Below are 21,495 nucleotides of genomic sequence, written 5' to 3'. Positions count from 1 at the left end.
GCCATGGCGTCAGGCGTGGTGCACGGCGAGCCAGACGGTCGGCTGCGACGGGTCGGTCCATTCGACGCGATGACGGCGGCCGGCCTCGATCAACAGATGGTCGCCGGGCTTGAGCGCGAGCGGCTCGTCCGCGCCCTCAAAGCGCAGGCCGGCGCGGCCGCAGAGCAGCACGGCCCATTCGGCGTAGGGCTCCTCGAGCCATTCGCCCTCGGGCGTCGCCTGGCCATGCGAGACGATGCGCTCGATGCGCAGGCCGGGCCGCGCGACGAGGGGCGCGAAATCCTCCGCCGCGGGCGAGACGCCGGCGAGGTCGAACAGATTGGCGACGGCGGGCGGCGCGTTCATGCGTCGACGGCGTCGCGCGGCGCGTCGATCGCCGTCCCGCTCCGCAGCGGGGGGGCGGCCCGCCTCGCCGCGAAGACCCGGTCATGCAGAAGAACGCCGGCGACGAGCGCCACGACGAAGACGAAGAATTTCGGCAGGCCGAGCGCGAGGCCGGCGAGCGCCGGGCCGGGGCAGATTCCGGCCATGCCCCAGCCGACGCCGAAGACCGCCGCGCCGGCGATGAGCCGCGCGTCGATCCGGCCCTTGCCGGGCGTGTGAAACTGGTCGTCGAGCACGGGGCGGGGCAGGGTCCGCGCGGCGCGCACGCCAAGAAAGGACACGATCACCGCGCCGCCGAGGACGAAGGCGAGGGTCGGGTCGAAGGCGCCGAAAATGTCGAGGAAGCCGCGCACGCGCGCGGGATCGATGAGGCCCGAAAGGGAGAGGCCGAAGCCGAACAGGAGGCCGCAGAACAGCGAGGCGAGCGATTTCGCCGCGAGGCCGCCGAGGGGAGCGTGTTGGCCGCTCATTTCACGCCCGCCGCGTTCATGAGGGCGACGGTGGCGATCGCCGTGGCCATGAAGGTTGCGACCGCCGCGAAGGAGCGCGGCGACAGCCGCGCGAGGCCGCAGACGCCATGGCCGGAGGTGCAGCCCGAGCCGAGCCGCGCGCCGAAGCCGACGAGCAGGCCGGCGAGGATCAGGACCGGATAGGACGATTCGAACCGCGCCGTCGGGACGCCGCCGAAGACCATGTAATAAAGAAACGGGCCGCAGAAGACGCCGAACAGGAAGGCGAGATTGCGCAGGCCCTCTTGCGGCCTGAAGGCGAGCGCCGCGCCGAGCGCGCCGCTGACGCCGGCGACGCGGCCGAGAAGAAGCAGATAGGCGGCCGCGGCGAGGCCGATGAGCGCCCCGCCCGCGAGCGCGTGAAGATAGGTCGCGTTCAACGCTTCAGTGTCTCCGCACGGTGGGTCATGCGGCGCAATGTAGTCCAACCGCAGGCGCGGCCCAAATCATATTCGGGTCAATCCGGGCGCGGCGGGGCTTTTGGGGCGCCGGCCCTGCGCGGCGCTCAGTCCTTCGAGGCCATGCCCTCGATTTTCTTCTGCATCTCCTCGAGCTGGCGCTTCATCTCCTCGATGTCGCTGCGCGGGGCGGGGGCCGGCTCGGCCGGCTCCTCATGCGCGGGGAGCTGCGGCACGAAGGGGCTGAACATGCTGAGCGCCTGGCTGAACAGGGCCATGTTCTTGCGCGCCTGCTCCTCGAGCGAGGCGAAGCTCGGGCCGACGCCCTGCTGCAGCGGCCCGCCGGCCATCTTGTCGCGGAACTTGCTCTGTTCGCTCGTCAGCTTGTCGATCGAGAATTCGAGATAGCTCGGCACCAGCATCTGCATGCTGTCGCCGTAGAAGCGGATGAGCTGGCGCAAAAAGGCGATGGGCAGAAGGCTCTGGCCGCCCTTGCCCTCCTGTTCGAAGATGATCTGCGTCAGCACGGAGCGGGTGATGTCCTCGCCGCTCTTGGCGTCGTAGACCACGAAGTCCTCGCCCTTCTTGACCATCCCGGCGAGGTCTTCGAGCGTCACATAGGCGCTGGTGCCGGTGTTGTAGAGCCGCCTGTTGGCGTATTTCTTGATGGTGATCGGCTGCTTGTCGGTGGCCATGGTCGCTCGCCTGTCTGCGGAGCTCGCCAGTTGAGCCGAATGCGCCATCAGCTTAGCTCCCCTTGAAGTGCCCTTCACGCCGCCGTCCGCGGCGCTCGAGGTCGGTCGACGCTCTTGCCCTGGCGCGCCACGGGCGGTCCGGCTCGACGTTCGGGCCCGCTCCGTAATTGTGCGGGAAGCGTGCCTGCAAGCAAGCCCGCGGGTCAAGTTATTTTCAAGGATTCTCGGCGCGGCGGCGGGCGCGGCCGGCGTTTCGGGCGGACGTTTCGGGCGCAGGCGAGGGGGGCGGCGCTCCGGACCGCCCGTAAGGCCTTTGGAGGCCATTTTTTCCCTCCCTTTTTCGCAGCCGCCGCGATAAACCAGTGGCGGGCGTCGTGACAACGCAATGAAGAACGCTTTCAGCTTGCCGCCGGCCGCTGACCGGGGGCCCAAGGAGGATGTGCCTAATGTCAGATATCGTCATCGTGAGCGCGGCGCGCACCGCCGTCGGCTCTTTCAACGGAGCCCTCGCCAGCGTCCCCGCTCATGAGCTTGGCGCCGCCGTCATCAAGGGCGTGCTGGAGCGCGCCAAGGTCGACGCGGGCGAGGTGGACGAAGTGATTCTCGGCCAGGTGCTCACCGCCGGCCAGGGCCAGAACACCGCGCGGCAGGCCGCGATGAAGGCCGGCGTGCCGGCCGAGCGCACCGCCTTCGCCGTCAACCAGCTCTGCGGCTCGGGCCTGCGCACGGTGGCGCTCGGCATGCAGCAGATCGCCGCGGGCGACGCCGCGATCGTCGTGGCGGGCGGCCAGGAGAGCATGTCGCAGGCGCAGCATTCGGCCTATCTGCGCTCCGGCGTGAAGATGGGCGAGCTCAAGCTCGGCGACACCATGCTCACCGACGGCCTGACCGACGCCTTCGCCGGCTACCACATGGGCCAGACGGCCGAGAACATCGCCGTCAAATGGCAGCTCTCGCGCGACGAGCAGGACCGCTTCGCCGTGGCCTCGCAGAACAAGGCCGAGGCGGCGCAGAAGGCCGGCCGCTTCGACGACGAGATCCTCCCCTATGTCATCAAGACGCGGAAGGGCGACGTCACCTTCGACAAGGATGAGTTCATCCGCCAGGGCGCGACGCTCGACGCGTTGGCCAAGCTGCGCCCGGCCTTCAACAAGGACGGCACGGTGACCGCCGGCAACGCCTCGGGCATCAACGACGGCGCCGCCGCGGTGGTGCTGATGACCGCCGAAGAGGCGCAGAAGCGCGGCCTTGAGCCGCTCGGCCGCATCGCCTCCTGGGCGACCGCGGGCGTCGATCCGGCGATCATGGGCACGGGCCCGATTCCGGCCTCGCGCAAGGCGCTCGAAAAGGCCGGCTGGAAAGTCTCCGACCTTGACCTCATCGAGGCCAACGAGGCCTTCGCCGCGCAGTCGCTCTCGGTCTGCAAGGACCTCGCCCTCGACCCCGACAAGGTCAACGTCAACGGCGGCGCCATCGCCATCGGCCATCCGATCGGCGCTTCGGGCGCACGCGTCCTCGTCACCCTGCTGCATGAAATGAAGCGCCGCGACGCCAAGAAAGGCCTCGCCACGCTGTGCATCGGCGGCGGCATGGGCATCGCCCTGACCATCGAGCGCTAAGGGCGCGAAGGCGTTTTTCCACATTGCATTGAGCCCGGCCCCGTTCGCGAGGCCGGGCGAAAATCATCGCATCAACCTGCGCCCTGCGGTCAGCGAGGCGCGATAACAACGGCGCAACGCCGGATAGGGAGACGAACATGGCGCGAGTGGCAGTGGTCAGCGGCGGGACGCGCGGCATCGGCGCGGCGATCAGCAAGGCGCTGAAGGGGGCGGGCTACGCCGTTGCGGCGAATTACGCCGGCAACGACGCCGCCGCCGCGGCGTTCAAGGAGGAGACCGGAATCCCCGTCTACAAGTGGGACGTCTCCAACTACAAGCAGTGCGCGGAAGGGCTGAAGCAGGTCGAGTCCGACCTCGGCCCCGTCGAGATTCTCGTCAACAACGCCGGCATCACCCGTGACACGCCGTTCCACAAGATGACGCCCGAGCAGTGGTTCGAGGTCATCAACACCAATCTCAACTCGCTGTTCAACATGACCCGCCCGGTGATCGAGGGCATGCGCGAGCGCGGCTTCGGCCGCATCGTCAGCATCTCGTCGATCAACGGCCAGAAGGGCCAGTTCGGCCAGGCGAACTATTCGGCCTCGAAGGCCGGCGACATCGGATTCACCAAGGCGCTGGCGCTCGAAAGCGCGGGCAAGGGAATCACCGTCAACGTCGTCTGCCCGGGCTATATCGCCACCGAAATGGTCCGCGCCGTGCCGAAGGACGTGCTCGACAAGAAGATCCTGCCGCTCATTCCGACGGGCCGTCTCGGCGAGCCCGAGGAGATCGCCCGCTGCGTCGCTTTCCTCGTCTCTGACGAGGCCGGCTTCATCACCGGGTCGACGCTCAGCGCCAACGGCGGCCAGTACATGGCCTGACGCGTCTCGCAAGGCGCGGAGCCGGAGAGCCCGCCCCGCTGCTTTCGCGCGGGCGGGCTTTGTCTGTCTCCAGCCTTTCAGCTTTCGCGCCGGCGGCGCGCGGCCCCGTCAGGGGCGCCGCGCGCTCAGCTCAGGACCGCGCGCCGCTCAGACATAGAGCTTCGCGCCGCCCTCCAGAAATTCGGCGCTCTTTTCGGCCATGCCCTTCGCACGCTCGCGCTCCATGGCCGCGACCTCGTCGCGCAGGTCCTGCGTGATCTTCATCGAGCAGAACTGCGGCCCGCACATCGAGCAGAAATGCGCGCTCTTGTGCGCGTCCTTGGGCAGCGTCTCGTCGTGGAACAGCCGCGCCGTGTCGGGGTCGAGGCCGAGGTTGAACTGGTCGTTCCAGCGGAAGTCGAAGCGCGCGCGGCTCAGCGCGTCGTCGCGCAGCTGCGCGGCGGGATGCCCCTTGGCGAGGTCGCCGGCGTGGGCGGCGATGCGATAGGTGACGACGCCGGTCTTGACGTCGTCGCGGTCGGGCAGGCCGAGATGCTCCTTCGGCGTCACATAGCAGAGCATGGCGCAGCCGAACCAGCCGATCATCGCCGCGCCGATGCCCGACGTAATATGATCGTAGCCCGGCGCGATGTCGGTGGTCAGCGGCCCGAGCGTGTAGAACGGCGCCTCGTGGCACTCCCTGAGCTGCTTCTCCATGTTGACCTTGATCTTGTGCATCGGCACGTGGCCGGGGCCTTCGATCATCACCTGGCAACCCTTGTCCCAGGCGATTTTCGTCAATTCGCCCAGCGTCTCGAGCTCGGCGAACTGCGCGCGGTCATTGGCGTCGGCGATCGAGCCGGGGCGCAGCCCGTCGCCGAGCGAGAACGACACGTCATAGGCGCGCATGACCTCGCAGATCTCGTCGAAGCGCTCGTAGAGGAAGCTCTCGCGGTGGTGGGCGAGGCACCAGCGCGCCATGATCGAGCCGCCGCGCGAGACGATGCCCGTCGTGCGCTTCGCGGTCAGCGGGATATGCGCGAGGCGCACGCCGGCGTGGATGGTGAAATAGTCGACGCCCTGCTCGGCCTGCTCGATCAATGTGTCGCGGAACAGCTCGAAGGTGAGCTTCGTCGGGTCGCCGTCGACCTTTTCGAGCGCCTGGTAGATCGGCACCGTGCCGATCGGCACGGGCGAGTTGCGGATGATCCAGTCGCGGATGTTGTGGATGTTGCGGCCGGTCGAGAGGTCCATCACCGTGTCGGCGCCCCAGCGGATCGCCCACACCATCTTCTCCACCTCCTCGGCGACCGAGGAGGTGACCGCCGAATTGCCGATGTTGGCGTTGACCTTCACCAGAAAGTTGCGGCCGATGATCATCGGCTCGAGTTCGGGATGGTTGACGTTGGCCGGGATGATGGCGCGCCCGCGCGCGATCTCGTCGCGCACGAATTCGGGCGTGATGAAGGCCGGGATTTCGGCGCCGAAGCTCTCGCCGTCGGCGATGCGCGCCTGCGCGTCCTGAAGCATCGTCTCGCGGCCGAGATTTTCGCGCGCCGCCACAAAGACCATCTCTTCGGTGACGACGCCGGCGCGGGCGAACTCATATTGCGTGACGCGCGCGCCGGGCCGCCCGCGCCGCGGCGCGGTCACGGCGGGGCAGGGCGGAGCGAGCCGGTCCGGCGGCGCCGAGCCATTGTCCTCGGGCTTCACCGCGCGCCCCTCATAGCGCTCAAGCCCCTCGCGCCGCGCGATCCAGGGCTCGCGCAGGCGCGGCAGGCCGGCCGAAAGGTCGATCCCGCGCCCGTCCTCGGTGTAGGGGCCGGAGGCGTCATAGACGCGAACCGGCGGCTCGTTGGCGGAAGGGTCGAGCGCGATTTCGCGGAAGGGCACGGAAACGTCCGGCCAGCCCATTGGGCTCACATGGATCTTGCGCGAGCCGGGCAGCGGCCCGCAGGTCACGCTTTCGGGCCGTTGCCGCTGCGCCTTGTCATGGATGTTCATGCGAGCTCCTCCGCGCGTCCGAAATGCCTTCGCTGGCGGGGGACGGCGGGGCGGATGACGAATCATCGGCGCGTCGCGCGTTTCGGCCGGTCCCTGCGCTGGCATTATCCAGATTCAGGTTCGATGGGTATGATCTCAGCCGCCGTCTTGGCGGCACCCCAGGGCGAAATCCGACCCTAGCGCCGCGCGCCGGCGCGCGCAAGCCGGCTTGATCTCGCGCAAATCCGCGCGCGCCTGCGACGATAAGGCCCGGTTCTAGTCGTTTTGCGCGATGGCGGCGTCCGCCGCGCCTGACTAATCGAACCTTTTCCGGCGCCGAACGGGCGCCGGACCTCGCGTCGTCCGCGCCGCGCCGAGAACAGGGAGTTGGGAGATTGGGACGAATCCAGTGCGCGAAGCTCGCCCAGAAAGTGGTCAGCGCCGAAAAGGCCGCCTCGCTGATCGCCTCGGGGTCCACCGTCGGCATGAGCGGCTTTACCGGATCAGGTTATCCGAAGGCTGTGCCGATGGCGCTCGCGCTGCGCATGGAGGAGGCGCGGGCGGCGGGCCATCCGTTCCGGGTGCGCGTGTGGACCGGCGCCTCGACCGGGCCGGAGCTCGACGGCGCGCTGGCGCGGGCCGACGGCATCGAGTTTCGCCTTCCGTTCAACACCGACCCCTATCTGCGCGAGAGAATCAATCGCGGCGAGATGGACTATGTCGACATGCATCTGAGCCAGGTCGCGCCGATGGCCTGGCAGGGGTTTCTCGGAACGCTCGACACGGCGGTGGTCGAGGTCTCCGGCGTCGCCGCCGACGGCGCGCTGATCCCCTCCTCGTCGGTCGGCAACAACAAGACCTGGCTCGACCAGGCGAAGTCGATCATCCTCGAGGTCAACGCCTGGCAGAACGAAGCGCTCGAGGGCATGCATGACATCTATTACGGCACGGCGCTGCCGCCGGACCGCGTGCCGATCCCGCTGACGAAGCCCGACCAGCGCATCGGCGAGCCCTATTTCCGCTGCGACCTCGACAAGGTCGTCGCCGTCGTCGAGACCAACGCGCCGGACCGCAACGCGCCCTTCGCCGCCCCCGACGCGGCGGCGAAGGCGATCGCCGGCCATCTCGTCGAATTCTTCCGGCACGAGGTCGCGCGGCGCCGGCTGCCGCAGAGCCTGCTGCCGCTCCAGTCGGGCGTCGGCAACGTCGCCAACGCCGTGCTGACCGGGCTCCTCGACGCCCCCTTCGAGAACATGACCTCCTACACCGAGGTGATCCAGGACGGCATGCTCGACCTGCTCGCCGCCGGCAAGCTGCGCATGGCCTCGGCCACCGCCTTCTCGCTCAGCCCCGAGGCGGCCGAGCGGATCAACGCCGACATGAAAAGCTTCCGCGACAGGATGATCCTGCGCCCGCAGGAGATCTCGAACCATCCCGAACTCGTGCGCCGGCTCGGCTGCGTCGCCATGAACGGGCTGATCGAGGCCGACATCTACGGCCGCGTGAACTCGACCCATGTCATGGGCTCGCGCATCCAGAACGGCATCGGCGGCTCGGGCGATTTCGCCCGCAACGCCTATCTGTCGATCTTCATGACGCCCTCGACCGCCAAGGGCGGCGCGATCTCGGCGATCGTGCCGATGGCGAGCCATGTCGACCATATCTCGCAGGACGTGCAGATTCTCGTCACCGAGCAGGGGCTCGCCGACCTGCGCGGCCTGTCGCCGCGCCAGCGCGCGGCGGTGATCATCGCCAATTGCGCGCACCCCGATTACCGGCCGATGCTCGAGGATTATTTCGCCCGCGCCGAAAAGGGCTCCTATGGGCGCCAGTCTCCCTGCCTGCTCGGCGAGGCGCTGTCCTGGCACCAGCGTTTCGTCGAAACGGGAACGATGAAGATCTAGCGGGCCCGCCCGAAAAGGCGCAGGATTTTCGCCAGGCCGGCGCAAAACCGCGGGCGCTTTCGCGCCGCTTCGGGCGCGGATCGATTCGCGCCGGAAAACGGCGCTCGGGGAGGCGAGCCATGCCGGGACGCGAGGGCGACGAAGACTTCATGCGCGTCGCCCTCGACGAGGCGGCGCTCGGGGATCTTCCCTTCGGCGCCGTCGTGACGCGCGACGGCGCCCTTCTCGCGCGCGGGCGCAACCGCGGGCGCTCGGCGCGCGACCCGACCGCCCACGCCGAAATGGAGGCGCTGCGCGCCGTGATCGCCGCCGGGCGCGCCGAACGGCTGAGGGGCGCGACGCTCTACGCCACGGGAGAGCCCTGCGCCATGTGCATGGGCGCGAGTCTCTGGTGTGGAATCGACCGGCTCGTGTATGGGGCGTCGATTCCGCGGCTCGCCGAAAAGCTCGGCCAGATCGAAATCGGCGCGCGCGCCCTCGCCGCGGCGGCGCCCTTCGCCGCGATGGAGATCGAAGGCGGACTTCTCGCCGACGAGGCGCTGGCGCTGTTTGACGCGCGCCGGCGCGGCGAAGCCTGAACGGTTTCCGCCGCGCCGGCCGCCGCCGCCAAGGCGACGATCCACGGCATGTTCATCCTCGCCGGCTCCATGCAGGCGGGCATGTTTCATGGGATCTCTCAGAGGCCGCCGCCGACGGGCGGAGGAAGGTCGCCTCCGGGGTCGGCGACCTGCGCCTCAAGCCGACGGAAGGGCATGAGCGTTTCGGCTTGGCCGACGGCGTCTCCCAGCCTGGCGCGCGGGGCCGCGTGAAGGGCGACGCGTTTCTCGTCCCTCGCGCGGCGACAATGACGATCGGCGCGCGCCGGGGCAGGATGCGGAGGCCGACAGCTTCACGAGCGACGGCGACCGCGTCGAGGGCGAGATCTCTGACCACATGAAGAACGGCGCGACGACCGCCAAGGCGTCAGATGTCCCTCCGCCGCGCATACTCGCAAGGCCTGTCCGCGCGACGACGTTCCGGGCGACGTCGATCCGCGCAAGAAGAAGGTCGTGAAGCCGGCCGGAGCGCGCACGCAGACGCGTCGCATGACGCGGCGCGGAATAGCCTTTGGGCCGGAACTTGCCGAGGACGCGGCGGTGGCCGGCGCGTCAAGCGACGAGATACGGCGCGGCCTTCTGTTCAAATGCCATGTCGCCTCGATCGAGGACCAGTATCGGCCAGCCGGACGCGCCGCAGCGCTTCGTCGGAGCGGCGCCGGATTCGGGAGACGGCGCGCGCAAGCCGGCCTTTGATTTCGCGCGCTTCATTCTCATGGTCGGCGGCGCCTATTTCTTCGCGCCGTCGATCGGCGTGCTGCGGCGCCTCTCGGCTCCCGTGGCCCGGCCGGAGGCGCAGCCGGTCGCGCAGCGCAAGCGCGGCAGGGCGTTCGCCTGAGCGAAGGCCGGGGGCTGAGCCAGGCGTCAGAACCAGGCGTCGGGGAGGATCGGCATGGCCCCGGCGATCAGCGTCTGCGGCGGCGTCTTGAGCTGCAGCTCATAGGACAGGCGCGTCGGCCGCAGCGTCGTGGGCTCGGGCTGGCGCAGGGCGACGACCCTTGCGGCGGCGAAGGTGATTCGTCCCGCGGCTCTCGACGCGGCGGCGTCCGGCGGCGTGGCTTCGCCAGCCGGCTCGGGGGCCATCTCGGCCGCCGGGGTCATGTCGGCGTTCGGCGCGAGATCGGCCGCGGCGGCCAGAACGTCGCCCGCCGCCGGCTTCGCCCGCGCGGGCGAAGGGCCGGCCATGATCGTCTCGGGGCAGCCGCCCTTGCGCGCGCAAAGCCCGCGCGCCGGGCTCAGCACCTCGTCGAAGCCGGCGTAGGCGAGCGCCTCGGGCCGGCTCACCATGCCGAGGTCGGCGCCGCGGGCGAGCTGCGCCGTAAAGCTCGGATGCTGGCCGCCGTCGACATAGGTGGTGCGCACGGAGGCGCTGCCGAGCGCGACATATTTCGAGATCCGCATGGTCTCGCGCAGGCGCCGCGCCAGCGCCAGCGCCTCCTTCTCGGCGTCGGGGTAGGGGGCGAAGGCGTAGCGCCCGCCAAGGACGAGAGGTTCGGGCGGCTCGCCCGTGGCCTCGAAACGGTCCGAACCCTCCTTGAGCTGGCGCCAGAAGCCGATGTTGGGGTCGGCCCGGTAGCGCGCCATGTTCTGCGCGCTCATGTGGAAGGGAAAGGCCTGGAACTGGAACGCCGCCTGGCCGCCGCGCAGCGCGTCGCGGGCGAGCGCGTAAAGCTCGGCGACGCCCTTGTCGGTCATGGCGAAGCAGCCCGCGGACGAGCATGTGCCATGCACCATCAGCGCCGAGCCCGAGCCCCCGTGCGCGCGGTCATAGGCGTTGGGATAGCCCGTGTCGAAGGAGAGATAATAGGCCGAATTGGGATTCATCTGCCGCGCGGCGACGCTGTAAAATCCCTCGACCGTCTGCCGGTCGCCCTCGCGCCGCTTGGGGCCGAGCGCGCCGGACCAGCGGCAGATCGGAAAGGTCTTGAGATGGACGTAGCGTCCTTCGGCGTTGCGCTTCCAGACCTCTATCTCGGATTCCTTCTTGTAGGCGCGCATCAGGATCGGGGCGTCCGGCGCGACGCCTTTCGCCCGCATGAGGGCGAGCGTGGCCGCTGGAACCGGCGCCTCGGAGCGCGCGCCGGCCTTAGCGGGGCGGGCGGCCGCGAGCGGCAGGACGGAAAGGAGCGCGCATGAAACGACGAGCCCGGCGGTCGCGCGCCGGCGCCGCGACGCGCGCAGCAGGCGCGCAAGAAGCCCCGGCCGCGACGGCGGCCGCGTTTCGCTTTCTCGCATGGAAAGCCCTGTCCCCGCTCAGGCGCGCCGACCGGGCGTCGGGCCATGCGCCGCATAAGTCCCGCGCGCTGAAAAATTCTCGCGCGCCGCGTCTCTCCTGGAGCGCGCCGTTCAGGCTCGCCGAACTTTGCGGCGGCATTGCGGAGGCGCGAGCCGCGCACGGCGCAAGCTTCGCCCGCGCGGGTTAATTTTTCACGGCAAGCCTGCGCCGTCCTTGCGGAGCGCGGGGCGCCATGTTCAAAAGCTTGCTTCTGCATCTCGACATGGGCGGCCTTCATCTTGCTTTCAGCCATCGCTTCGCATCTGGCGATGATCGCAGGCGTCGTCCTGACGATCGTCATCACGCCGAAGCTCCTGCGCCAGCGCCGCGCGGCGACGAGCACGACGGCGTGGCTGATGGCGATCCTGCTCGTTCCGCCCGTCGGCATCCCGGCCTATCTCATGTTCGGCGCGCGCAAGCTCAAGGGCGAGAGCGAGATCAAGCCGCCGCTCGTCGCGCCGCCGCCCGAAGCGTCGCTGCGGCCGGCGCAGGCCGGCGCCGACAAGCTCATGGAAAGCTACGGCCTGCCGTCGGCGCGCGCCGGCTGCCGCGTCGCGCTCTGCGCCGACGGCGTCGACATCTACCGCCGCGTGATGGAGACGATCGAAAGCGCCGACCGCCGCCTGCATATGGCGAGCTTCATCCTGCATCCCGACTCGGTCGGAACGGCGGTGATCGAGGCGCTCGCGCAGCGCGCGCGCTGCGGCGTCGAGGTGCGGCTGCTGCTCGACGGCTTCGGCTCCTTCCGCACATCGAAGCGGGCGCTCGACCCGATCCTGCGGGCGGGCGGCGAGACGGCCTTCTTTCTTCCGGTGAGGCTGCGGACGCTCGCCCGCACCAATCTGCGCAACCACCGAAAAATGCTCATCGCCGACGACGCCCGGGCGGTGGCGGGGGGCGCCAACGTCGCCGGCGAATATATGGGCCCCGAGCCCGACCCGAAGCGCTGGCGCGATCTCTCCTTCCTCATCGAGGGGCCGGCCGTCGCCGACTACGCCGCGATCTTCGCCGCAGACTGGCGCTTCGCGACCGGCCGTGACGTCGAGCCCGCGCGGCCCGCGCCGCCGGCGGGCGAGGCGATCGCCCAGATCGCGGCCTCAGGCCCCGACGCGCCGGGCGATCCGGTCTATGCCGCGATCCTGTCGGCGATCTTCGCGGCGAAGCGCCGGCTGTGGGTGGTGACGCCCTATTTCATCCCGCCCGACGCGCTCGCCGAGGCGCTGGCGCTCGCCGCCCATCGCGGCGTCGACGTGCGCGTCTATGTGCCGGACCCTTCGAATCATCCGGTCGCCGACCTCGCCCGCGGCCAGCCGCTGCGCGACGCGGCGGCGGCGGGGGTGAATGTGATCCGCTTCGTCGGCGGCATGGTGCACGCCAAGATCCTGCTCGTCGACGACGGGCTCGCCATGGTCGGCTCCGTCAATCTCGACCCGCGCAGCCTGTTCCTCAATTTCGAGGTCAATGCGGTGTTTTACAGCGCGCCCGAGATCAAGGCCGTGGAGCGCTGGATCGAGACGCTGCGCGACAGGACGGAGAAAGGCGTTTTGCCCGTCTCGAACCTGCGCGACGCGATCGAGGGCGCGGCGCGCATGCTCGACCCTTTGCTGTGACCGCCAGACGGCTCAGGGCTCTGGAAACTCCAGCGCCGGCGGCTTCGCGAGCGGCTTCAGCGGCGCGACGCGGGGCTCCCTGGCGTCGAGGTCGAAGCTCATCAGGTCGATCTCGCGCAGGGTCTGGTCAGTATAGGTCTTGATGTAATATTTGCGCGCGCGCAGGTCGGCGATCGCCGTCCATTGGGTCGTCTCGCGCGGCGCGCCTTTCTCGGGATCGCGCACGAGGCCAGCCGGAATGTCGAAATTATTGGCTACATGCTCGGCGACGCGCACCGTCTGCGGCCCGTCCGCGCCGGGCTCCGCCGACACGGCGAAGCCGAGCGCGCGGATGAAGCGCGAGGGCGGGGTGACGTCGCCCGGAACGCCGAGCAGGCCCGAGCCTTCGCCGAGCGGCGCGAAGGTTTCGCCCATGATCTTCAGCGGCGGGGCGGCGACCGGCGACAGCTTCACATAATTGCGGATGTTGGTCAGATGCCAGTCGAAGGTCGGCGCGTTGGTCAGGACGCCGAGCGGATTGTCATGGACCTTGAGCTTGCCGTCGATGGGCTCGATGACGAGCGAGGCGCCGCTCGCGTCATGAACGGTGAAATGCAGCGGCAGGACGAAGCTCGATCCGGGCGTCGGCAGGGCGGCGATCTCGACCCCGTCGAGCCCGGCCCTGACCTCCGCGACCGTGGCGAAAGTCGACAGCAGCCAGCTCGCGAATTCATAGGGCGCATAGGCGCGCCCCGTATTGGCCGGCGAGGGCGCCGCATAGCCGGCGAAGCCCGGCAGATAGAGCGCGCCGACGGCGAGGCCTTTCTCGTTCATCCCGTCCGCGACGAAGGGCAGGCCTAAGGCCGTGACCCCGACATAGGCGTGGCGCACGCGCCATTTGGGGCCAGCCGCGCCCTGCGGCCGCTGCGTGTCATAGGCGTAGCCGCGCGGGGCGACGAAGACCGACGATTCGAGGTCGAGCCCGAACTCCATGGTGCGCCCGTAGACGGGCGTTCCGTCCTTTGCCTTGAGGAGAAAGCTGGTGCAGGCGAGAGCCGGCGCGGCGGCGAGGCCGCAGGCGAGAAGGGCGACGACCCGCAGGCGACTGCGCGCGCACGGCGCCGCGAAACGCGGAACTGCGAAACCCATGATGGCGACCCCCCGCATGTTTGACGCGGGCATTGCGCCACAAGAAGCTTGCGGCGGCCTTGCGCCGCCGCAAGTCTTGTCGCGCGCCGGCGCCGGGCGCGCGACCGGCGCCTCACGCCGTCTCGGCCACCGCCGGGGCTTCCTCGAACGCCTGGGCCAGCGCGTCGTCGACCGTCTCCAGCCAGAAGAAGGCGAGCTTCTCGCGCGCCTGCGCCGGGATGTCGTCATAGTCGCGCCGGTTGCGCGCCGGCAGCAGCACGCGCGTCAGGCCCGCGCGCGCCGCGGCGATGACCTTCTCCTTGATCCCGCCGACCGGCAGAACCAGACCGCGCAGGCTGATTTCGCCGGTCATCGCCGTATCGCTGCGCACCTTGCGCCCGGTCAGGATCGAGGTCAGCGCCACGAACATGGCGACGCCCGCCGACGGCCCGTCCTTGGGCGTCGCGCCGGCCGGCACGTGGACGTGGATATCGGCGCGATCGAAAGCGGCGGGATCGATTCCGAGCGAATCCGCCCGGCTCTTTACGAGGCTCAGCGCCGCCTGCACGCTTTCGCGCATCACCTCGCCGAGCTGGCCGGTCAGGATCAGCTTGCCGTGGCCCGGCGTCTTCGTCGCCTCGATGAACAGGATGTCGCCGCCGACCGGCGTCCAGGCGAGGCCGGTGGCGACGCCGGGCGTCGAGACGCGCATCGCCGCCTCGTCCTCGAAGCGCAGCGGGCCGAGGATTTCGGCGAGGTCGCCGCGGGTCACATGCACGGCGCTCGCCGTCCCCTCGGCGACGCGCACCGCGACATGGCGCAGCACGCGGCCGATCTCGCGTTCGAGCGTCCTCACCCCCGCCTCGCGCGTGTAGCCGCGGATGATCTCGCCAAGGGCGTCGTCGTCGATCTGCGCCTGCTCCGGCGCCAGGCCGTTAGCTTCGAGCTGGCGGCGCAGCAGGTAGCGGCGCGCGATCTCGAGCTTCTCCTGATCCGTGTAGCCGGGCAGCGAGATGACCTCCATGCGGTCTCGCAGCGGCCCCGGAATCGTCTCGAGCTGGTTCGCCGTGGCGATGAACGCCACATGCGAGAGGTCGAACGGCACGCCAAGGTAATTGTCGCGGAAGGTCGCGTTCTGCTCGGGGTCGAGCACCTCGAGCATGGCGGCGGCCGGATCGCCCTGGACGCCCGCGCCCATCTTGTCGATCTCGTCGAGCATCATCACGCAGTCGCGCGCGCCGGCCTTGCGGATCGCCTGGATGACGTCGCCCGGCATGGCGCCGACATAGGTGCGCCTGTGGCCCCTGATCTCGGCCTCGTCATGCACGCCGCCCAGGCTGACGCGCACGAACTTGCGCCCCATCGCCCGGGCGATCGACTGGCCGAGCGAGGTCTTGCCGACGCCGGGCGGCCCGGCGAAGCAGAGAATCGGCGCCTTGCCCTGCGGCGCGAGTTTTCGCACGGCGAGATATTCGATGATCCGCCGCTTGATCTTGTCGAGGCCGAAATGGTCGGCGTCGAGGATGCGCCGCGCCTCGGCGATGTCGATCCCGCCGTCCTGCGGCAGCTTCCAGGGCAGCTCGATCAGCCAGTCGATATAGGTGCGGATCATGCCATATTCCGACGAGGCGTCGGGCATGCGCTCGAGCCGCTTCAGCTCCTTGCGCGCCGCCTCCTCGACCTCCTTCGGCATGTCGGCCCTGGCGATCTCTTCGGCGAGCTCGGCGAGCTCCTGCGCCTTGCCGTCGCCTTCGCCGAGCTGGCGCTGGATCGAGGCCATCTGCTCGCGCAGGAGCATCTCGCGCTGGCGTTCGTCGATCGTGGCTTTCGTCTGGCGGCTGATCTCCTCGCGCAGCCGCAGCACTTCGAGGCGCTGGGCGAGGATGTTCGAGACGAGGTCCATGCGCGCCTTGAGCTCGACCGTCTCCAGAATATCCTGCTTCTGCTCCGGCGTCGCCTCCATATAGGCGGCGACGAGGTCGGCGAGCGCCGAGGCCGAGGGCGCGTTGGCGACGGCGGCGATGAGCTCGGGCGGCGTCTGCGGGGTCAGCTGCAGCGCCTCGGTCGCCTGCGCCTGGAGATGGGCGAAGCGGGCCTCGATCTCGGGCGCGCTGGCGTCGGGCTCCTCGATCAGGCGCACGCGCGCGGCGAGATAGGGCTCGGCGCGCACGAACTCCTCGACGAAGAAGCGCTGCTCGCCCTGGCAGATGAGATGATGCCCGCCGTCCGGCGTCGTGATGTAGCGCACGATGTTGGCGACGACGCCGAAGCGATGCATGTTGAGCGGGTCGACCGCGTCCTGCGACGGGTCGCGCTGCATCAGCACGCCCACCGGGCGCTGCGTGCGCGCCGCCTCCTGCGCCGCCGCGATCGAGGCCGGACGCTGCACCGTGACCGGCAGCACCACGCCCGGAAACATCACGAAGCGACGCACCGGCACGATGATCAGCGGCTCGTCGGCTTTGGGCGCGCCGTCCTGAGGCGGGCCGGCTTGCGGCGCGCCGGCGGCGGAGTCGTCGGCGGAATAGACCGCGCGCGAATAGCGCGCCGGAGCGAACGGATCCATCGAAGACCCCCGATCAGATTTTGCGCAGGCTTATGACGAGGCAGCCGTTCAGCATGGCGGGCGCCATGACCTCGTAACGGCCGGACGGCAGGGGAAGGACGCGCTCGAAGCGCCCTTGCGGCAGCTCGAGCCTGTGGACCGCCGCCGCCCGCGCCTGCGGCGGCAGCACGCGCTCGCCCGAAATGACGAGCGAGCCGTTCTCGACGCGAAGCGCGATGTCCTTGGGATCGACGCCCGGAAGCGCCGCGAGCGCGAGCACCTCGCGCTCCGTCTCGAACAGATCGACCGGCGGCTCCCAGCTCGGGCGCCGCGCGTGCGTGGCGGCGAGCTGGAATAGCTGGCGGTGCAGGCGGTCGGCGCGGCTCAAGACCTCGACGGCGTCGGACCACATCCAGGTCCGCGCATCATCGTCCTTCATCGGGAGATCCTCCTTGCGGGCGGACGACAAAAGCCCGCGCGCTCCGGAGCTTCGCCTTCTATCCCGAAGGCGCGGCCTTCGCAAACGCGCCGCGGCCGGACGTCAACGCAGGCGTTATTGGAGAAACGGCGCGGCCGCCCTTAAGCTCGCGCGGGCGCCATGGCTCCGCAAGGCCCGGCGCGCGATTCCGCTCGAAAAGCTGCCGAAAGCGTCTGCATGCCGAACTGGCGCGCCCTCCTTCTCGCCTTTCTCATGGCCGCGCCGGCGCAGCCGGCCTTCGCCGCGCCCGATCCGCTTCCGGCGAAGGCGTGGCGGGGGCGGCTCGGCGCGGCCTCGGCCTATCTGCCCGACGCCGACAGCCCGGCGCGATTCGCCTTCGTCAACGCCTCGCCCGACGCGCTTCCTCCCGACGATCCGCGTCTGCGCGCGCTCGCCCGCAAATATAACGCGCTGGTTCTCGCCCTGAAGCTCGACTGGCGCGAGCAGGACGCGAACGCGCGCCTGATTCTCGACGCGCTCGCCGACGGCGCGCGCCGTCTGCCCGCGCGGCCCGAACTCGCGCATCTCGGCGTGGCGCTGTTCGGCTTTTCGGCCTCGGCCGCGGCGGCGGGGCGCACGGCGGCGAGCCCGCTGCTGTCGAACCCCGATCCGGAACGGCCGCCGCAGCGCGTCCTCGCCGTCGTCGGCCTCGACGAGATCGACCGGCCGCCGTTCTCGCCGCCGCTCTCCACGCCGCATCTCTTTCTGTCGGACCCGGGCGATTTCTACGGCGGCCTTGAGACCAACGTTCAGGATTATGAGCCGAAGATCACCCATGACGCCTATGCGAAAAGCCGCGCCGCGCAGGGCGCGCCGATCACCGTCGCGAGCCAGCTCGGCCATTTCCACGGCGGCGCCTATCACACCTTCCACAACGTCGCCGACTTCTCCTTCATGGCGCTGTGGCTCGACGAGGTTCTCTCCGCCCGCCTGCCGCCGGACGCGCCGACGCGCGGCCCGGCGCTCGCGCCAGACTGGCGCGGCCGCGGCGGCTGGCTCGCCGCCTATGACGTCGACGGCCCGCAGCCTCCGCGCGCGCCCTTTGGCGGCGACGACGAGCGCGTCACGCGGATCGTCGCCGCGCCGCGCGACTCGTTCAAGGATGAACGCCCCTTCGTCTGGCTGCCGGGCGAACGTTCGGCCCGGGCGCTCGCCTATAATTCCGAACATGGCGTCACGCCGCCCGAGCCCGCCCGGCCGCTCGCCGTGACGGAGGCCTTCTTCCGCCCGGGCCCCGACCTGAAGTCGGGCAAGCGGGACGTGCGGCTCGGGCCTCCGGGCGCGCCCTCGATCGCCTGCGGCGACGGCGCGCTGTTCGTGCTGTTCGACCGGCCCGTCGCCTCGGCGCGGGTCGAAGCCGGCGGCGTGGCCTCGGCGCGCGAGGCTCCGCAAATCTGGTCGCATGTGGCGATCGCGCGGCTTGCGCCGCGCGGGCCCGGGCTCGCCACGATCGCGCTGCGCGACGTCGCCCCGCTCGACGGCGGGCCGAAGGGCGATTTTTCCTTCACCGCCTCTTGCCGCTGAGCGGCGCGGCCCTTCGCTAAAATCCTGTGGTTTGCGGCAAGCGGCCGCTAGCGCCTCGCGCCCTATGCTTCTGGCGAGACCCCCGAAGCGTCGGCCCGTCCGCCTTCCGCCCGAAGCTGCGGGCGCGGCGAGCCGCAGGAGACCGCAAGCGATGCCGCCGCTCACGCTCGACAGCGCCGATCTGATCGCGCCCGCGCCCTTTAGCCTCGCGCCCTTCTTCGCCGCGCGCGCGGCGCCGCGGCCGCGCGTCTTCGGCTTCTTGCGCACACGCCAGGGCGCCCGCCCGCCCGCGCTGTCGCCCTGGGGGGCGCTCGTCGACTGGGCGGAGGTCGCCCCGGGGCTCTGCTGGTTCAAGACGCAGGAGCGCGGCGGCTATCATCTCGCGCCGCGCCGCCAGAGGGCCGTGCCACGCGCCCTGCGCAGCGCCGACGGCTGGTATGAGGACCGCGTCGAATGGGCCGCCGTCGCCGTCGTGTTCGCGCGGATCTTCGACGCGATCCCGGCCGGAGCGGCGGGAGGCCGCTCGCTCTATGAGCTCGGCCGCGAGACGCTCAGGGCGTGGCGGCCCGAAGACTATGAATCCTGGTTCGAGACCACGCTCGACATGGACGAGATCTGGGACCTGCCCGTGATGCGCTTCCACCGCGAGCGGCGCGACCAATGGATCGCGCTCGACGCGCCCTGCGCGGCTCTCGGGCGCGCCGCCGACGGCCGCGCCCTGGTGCGCGCGAAGCTCGGCGGCGATCCGCCCTATGGCGCGAGCCTCGACTCTGGCGGCGGCCCGCTCCGCCTCTTCGCGGCGCCGCTCGATGAGCTTCATCGCGGGCGCGGCCGGCCGTTCGTGATCGACCCCGCGCGCCATGCCGCGGCGACGGCGGACGAGACGCCCGAGGAGCCCCTGTTCAGGGCCCCGGGCTGGAACCTTGCCGCAAGGCCGGGACAGGATTGAGCCTTCAGTCTTGGCGCAAGCGGAGAGCGCGGATCCATGACCGAACATATGACCGTCGAACCCATGAGCGTCGAGCCCATGACCGCCGAGCCCATGACCGCCGAGCGATCGGCGATCCGCGTCCGGGGAGCGCCCGCGCGCGGCGGCCAGAGGGCCTTGTCCGCGCCGGTCTTCCGCGGCGCGCTGGCCGCCCTCGACGTGGCGGCGCTCGTCGCGGCGGGCGGCGCGGCCTCGGCCGCGCTCGCAGCGGCGTCAGGGCCGCCGCCGGCCGGCGGCGCGCTCGCGCTCGCCTGTCTCGCGGGCGTCGTCGCGGGCGCGGCGACGCTGTCGGCCTCGGGCGCGCATGACCTCGAACGGCTTCGCGCCATCGCCTCGCGCGGGCGCGCGCAGGGCCTCGCGACGCTGCTGAAATCCAGCCTCGCCGCCGCCGTCGCGGCGGCGCTGTGCCTGTTTCTCTCGGGCGCGCAGGGCGGCTTCGCGCGCGCCTTTCCCTTCGCCTTCGGCGCGGCCGGGGCCCTTCTGCTCGTCGCGTCGCGGCTCGGCCTTCGCGGCGTCTTCGGGCGCTGGCTGAGCGAAGGCCGCTTCCGCCGCCGCGTCGCCATCTTCGCGGTCAGCGACTTCAGCGCCGAATTCATCCGGCGGCTGCAGGCCGAGCCCGACCTGTTCGAGATCGTCGGCGTCTATGACGACAGGCTGCGCTCGGGCCGCGTTCCGCGCGTTCATGCGGGCGTGCCGGTGCGCGGCTCGCTCGCCGATCTGCTGCGCGACAGCCGCGACGCGCGCGTCGACGTGATCGCCGTGGCTCTGCCGCTGTCCGCCGTCGACCGCATCGCCGCCGTGCTGCAGGGCCTGTCGAGCGCCGTCGCCGACCTGTGCCTCACCACCGACCTCGCCGGCGTCTCCTATCACGGACGCCAGTTCGCGGCGGTCGGGGCCAATCCGGTGATCTCGGTCAGCGAAACGCCGATCAAGGACTGGCGCGCCGTCAAGAAAGCCTGCCTCGACTACGGCTTCGGGTCGCTCGCGCTGCTCCTGCTCGCGCCGCTGCTCGCGCTCATCGCCGTCGCCGTGAAGCTCGACAGTCCCGGCCCGGCGCTGTTCCGCCAGCCCCGGCTCGGCTTCAACAATCGCCTTTTCACCTGCTACAAGTTCCGCACCATGCACACGCATATGACGGACGTCCTCGCCGACCGCCAGACCGTGCGCGGCGACCCGCGCGTGACGCGGATCGGCAAATGGCTGCGGCGCTTCAGCCTCGACGAGCTGCCGCAGCTGTTCAACGTCCTCGACGGCACGATGTCGCTTGTCGGCCCGCGCCCGCATGCGCCCAACACCAAGGCGGCCGACCGGCTGTTCGCCGACGTCGTCAAGCAATACGCCGTGCGCCACAGGGTGAAGCCCGGCGTCACCGGCTGGGCCCAGGTCAACGGCTGGCGCGGCGAGACGACGACGGTCGAGGAGATCGAGAACCGCGTGCGCTGCGACCTCTACTACATCGACAACTGGTCCGTGGCCTTCGATCTCAGGATCATGGCGCTCACTGTCCTGCGCGAGGTCTTTTCCGCGCGCGCCTATTGACGGCCGGCGCCGCGCCAGAGCGCGGCCGGCGTCATTGCGGCGCTCCCTGGGGGGCGGCGCGGGCCCAGACGGGATCGGCCCTGACGGTCGCGACCTCATGCTCCGCCTGCCAGGCGTCGACGCCGCCAGGCGCCCAGAGCACGCGCCTGTAGCCGAGCCCGATCAGGCGCTTGCCGGCGTTCCAGCTGCCCCAGCAGTTCGGCTGGCAGAAGACGACGATCGGCCGATCGAGATCGCCGCCCGTCAATGTCGCGATGCGGTCGCGGAAGGCCGCGGCATAGGCCGGATCGTCCGTGCCGAGCCCAGCCCCCGGCAGCCACGTCGCGCCCGGAATCGAGCGATGCGCCGGCATCCACACGGCGTCGGGCGCAAGCGAGGGCGGACGGCGGTCGGCCGGCCCGACGTCGAGCAACAGCAGGGGCCCGCCGGACGCGATCAGTTCCGCGACGCCGGCGGCGTCGATCGTGCGCGCGCCGGTCAGCGTTTCGGGCGTCGCGCC

The 21,495-nt window shown here is 70.4% G+C and carries 19 protein-coding genes and 1 riboswitch; of the genes, 9 read left to right on the top strand and 10 right to left on the bottom strand.

Annotated elements, in window-relative coordinates; translation table 11 throughout:
- Positions 1 to 9 precede the first annotated feature (9 nt).
- The 4 genes from ACILRB_RS10060 to phaR all read right to left on the bottom strand — a co-directional run bounded on the left by ACILRB_RS10060 (position 10) and on the right by phaR (position 1,986).
- Positions 10 to 345: a cupin domain-containing protein gene (locus ACILRB_RS10060; RefSeq protein WP_395666161.1), complete on the bottom strand. Its 336-nt coding sequence runs from the start codon at positions 343 to 345 to the stop codon at positions 10 to 12.
- The gene (locus tag ACILRB_RS10055) at positions 342 to 854 is read right to left on the bottom strand and encodes a DUF6691 family protein (protein WP_395666160.1); all 513 of its coding nucleotides are present in this window, start codon (positions 852 to 854) and stop codon (positions 342 to 344) included. Before ACILRB_RS10055 ends, ACILRB_RS10060 begins: the two co-directional genes overlap by 4 nt.
- Positions 851 to 1,273 (bottom strand): YeeE/YedE family protein, encoded by a 423-nt coding sequence (locus tag ACILRB_RS10050; protein ID WP_395666159.1) that lies wholly within the window; start codon positions 1,271 to 1,273, stop codon positions 851 to 853. The genes ACILRB_RS10055 and ACILRB_RS10050 overlap by 4 nt, the downstream gene beginning before the upstream one ends.
- A 125-nt stretch (positions 1,274 to 1,398) precedes the next feature.
- Positions 1,399 to 1,986 (bottom strand): polyhydroxyalkanoate synthesis repressor PhaR, encoded by a 588-nt coding sequence (phaR, locus tag ACILRB_RS10045; RefSeq protein ID WP_395666158.1) that lies wholly within the window; start codon positions 1,984 to 1,986, stop codon positions 1,399 to 1,401.
- A 446-nt stretch (positions 1,987 to 2,432) separates the two neighbouring features.
- Here phaR and ACILRB_RS10040 point away from each other — a divergent pair, with 446 nt between their 5' ends.
- Together ACILRB_RS10040 and phbB are read left to right on the top strand one after the other, a co-directional pair.
- Positions 2,433 to 3,605, top strand: a complete 1,173-nt coding sequence (locus tag ACILRB_RS10040; RefSeq protein WP_395666157.1) for an acetyl-CoA C-acetyltransferase — start codon at positions 2,433 to 2,435, stop codon at positions 3,603 to 3,605.
- Between the two features lie 137 nt (positions 3,606 to 3,742).
- Positions 3,743 to 4,468 (top strand): acetoacetyl-CoA reductase, encoded by a 726-nt coding sequence (gene phbB, locus ACILRB_RS10035; protein ID WP_395666156.1) that lies wholly within the window; start codon positions 3,743 to 3,745, stop codon positions 4,466 to 4,468.
- A gap of 147 nt (positions 4,469 to 4,615) precedes the next feature.
- Here the strand turns inward: phbB and thiC are convergent, their stop codons facing one another.
- Complete coding sequence (gene thiC / locus ACILRB_RS10030) at positions 4,616 to 6,451, bottom strand: phosphomethylpyrimidine synthase ThiC (protein ID WP_395666155.1); 1,836 nt, start codon at positions 6,449 to 6,451, stop codon at positions 4,616 to 4,618.
- Between the two features lie 72 nt (positions 6,452 to 6,523).
- Positions 6,524 to 6,622, bottom strand: a riboswitch (TPP riboswitch).
- 203 nt (positions 6,623 to 6,825) lie between these two features.
- Between thiC and ACILRB_RS10025 the strand changes: the two genes are divergently transcribed.
- From ACILRB_RS10025 to ACILRB_RS10015, 3 genes are all read left to right on the top strand, one after another.
- Positions 6,826 to 8,334 (top strand): acetyl-CoA hydrolase/transferase family protein, encoded by a 1,509-nt coding sequence (locus ACILRB_RS10025; protein ID WP_395666154.1) that lies wholly within the window; start codon positions 6,826 to 6,828, stop codon positions 8,332 to 8,334.
- Between the two features lie 119 nt (positions 8,335 to 8,453).
- Complete coding sequence (locus ACILRB_RS10020) at positions 8,454 to 8,912, top strand: nucleoside deaminase (RefSeq protein ID WP_395666153.1); 459 nt, start codon at positions 8,454 to 8,456, stop codon at positions 8,910 to 8,912.
- A 610-nt stretch (positions 8,913 to 9,522) separates the two neighbouring features.
- Positions 9,523 to 9,768 carry a hypothetical protein gene (locus ACILRB_RS10015; protein ID WP_395666152.1) on the top strand — a complete coding sequence of 82 codons (246 nt, stop codon included), beginning with the start codon at positions 9,523 to 9,525 and terminating at the stop codon, positions 9,766 to 9,768.
- A gap of 26 nt (positions 9,769 to 9,794) precedes the next feature.
- Here ACILRB_RS10015 and ACILRB_RS10010 read toward each other — a convergent pair whose 3' ends face one another.
- A complete protein-coding gene (locus tag ACILRB_RS10010) occupies positions 9,795 to 11,165 on the bottom strand; it encodes a murein L,D-transpeptidase family protein (protein WP_395666151.1) in 1,371 nt (456 codons plus the stop codon).
- A gap of 279 nt (positions 11,166 to 11,444) precedes the next feature.
- Between ACILRB_RS10010 and ACILRB_RS10005 the strand changes: the two genes are divergently transcribed.
- A complete protein-coding gene (locus tag ACILRB_RS10005; RefSeq protein ID WP_395666150.1) occupies positions 11,445 to 12,815 on the top strand; it encodes a phospholipase D-like domain-containing protein in 1,371 nt (456 codons plus the stop codon).
- Between the two features lie 12 nt (positions 12,816 to 12,827).
- Here the strand turns inward: ACILRB_RS10005 and ACILRB_RS10000 are convergent, their stop codons facing one another.
- From ACILRB_RS10000 to ACILRB_RS09990, 3 genes are all read right to left on the bottom strand, one after another.
- A complete protein-coding gene (locus ACILRB_RS10000) occupies positions 12,828 to 13,943 on the bottom strand; it encodes a linear amide C-N hydrolase (protein ID WP_395666149.1) in 1,116 nt (371 codons plus the stop codon).
- Between the two features lie 112 nt (positions 13,944 to 14,055).
- Positions 14,056 to 16,488 (bottom strand): endopeptidase La, encoded by a 2,433-nt coding sequence (gene lon, locus ACILRB_RS09995; protein WP_395666148.1) that lies wholly within the window; start codon positions 16,486 to 16,488, stop codon positions 14,056 to 14,058.
- A 13-nt stretch (positions 16,489 to 16,501) separates the two neighbouring features.
- On the bottom strand, positions 16,502 to 16,906 hold the full coding sequence (locus tag ACILRB_RS09990) for an Hsp20/alpha crystallin family protein (RefSeq protein WP_395666147.1): 405 nt from the start codon (positions 16,904 to 16,906) through the stop codon (positions 16,502 to 16,504).
- 216 nt (positions 16,907 to 17,122) lie between these two features.
- Here ACILRB_RS09990 and ACILRB_RS09985 point away from each other — a divergent pair, with 216 nt between their 5' ends.
- From ACILRB_RS09985 to ACILRB_RS09975, 3 genes are all read left to right on the top strand, one after another.
- Entirely contained in the window at positions 17,123 to 18,469 is a 1,347-nt protein-coding gene (locus ACILRB_RS09985; RefSeq protein ID WP_395666146.1) for a hypothetical protein, read from the top strand.
- 151 nt (positions 18,470 to 18,620) lie between these two features.
- Positions 18,621 to 19,418, top strand: a complete 798-nt coding sequence (locus ACILRB_RS09980) for a DUF7007 domain-containing protein (RefSeq protein ID WP_395666145.1) — start codon at positions 18,621 to 18,623, stop codon at positions 19,416 to 19,418.
- Between the two features lie 36 nt (positions 19,419 to 19,454).
- Positions 19,455 to 20,996, top strand: coding sequence for an undecaprenyl-phosphate glucose phosphotransferase (locus ACILRB_RS09975; protein WP_395666144.1), 1,542 nt, complete (start codon positions 19,455 to 19,457; stop codon positions 20,994 to 20,996).
- A 31-nt stretch (positions 20,997 to 21,027) separates the two neighbouring features.
- Here the strand turns inward: ACILRB_RS09975 and ACILRB_RS09970 are convergent.
- The coding region (locus tag ACILRB_RS09970) for a rhodanese-like domain-containing protein (protein WP_395666143.1) at positions 21,028 to 21,495 on the bottom strand (468 nt) is incomplete at its 5' end.

The organism is Methylocella sp., assembly GCF_044226135.1.
Classification (GTDB): domain Bacteria; phylum Pseudomonadota; class Alphaproteobacteria; order Rhizobiales; family Beijerinckiaceae; genus Methylocapsa.
This window is presented reverse-complemented; position numbering and strand designations above follow the sequence as displayed.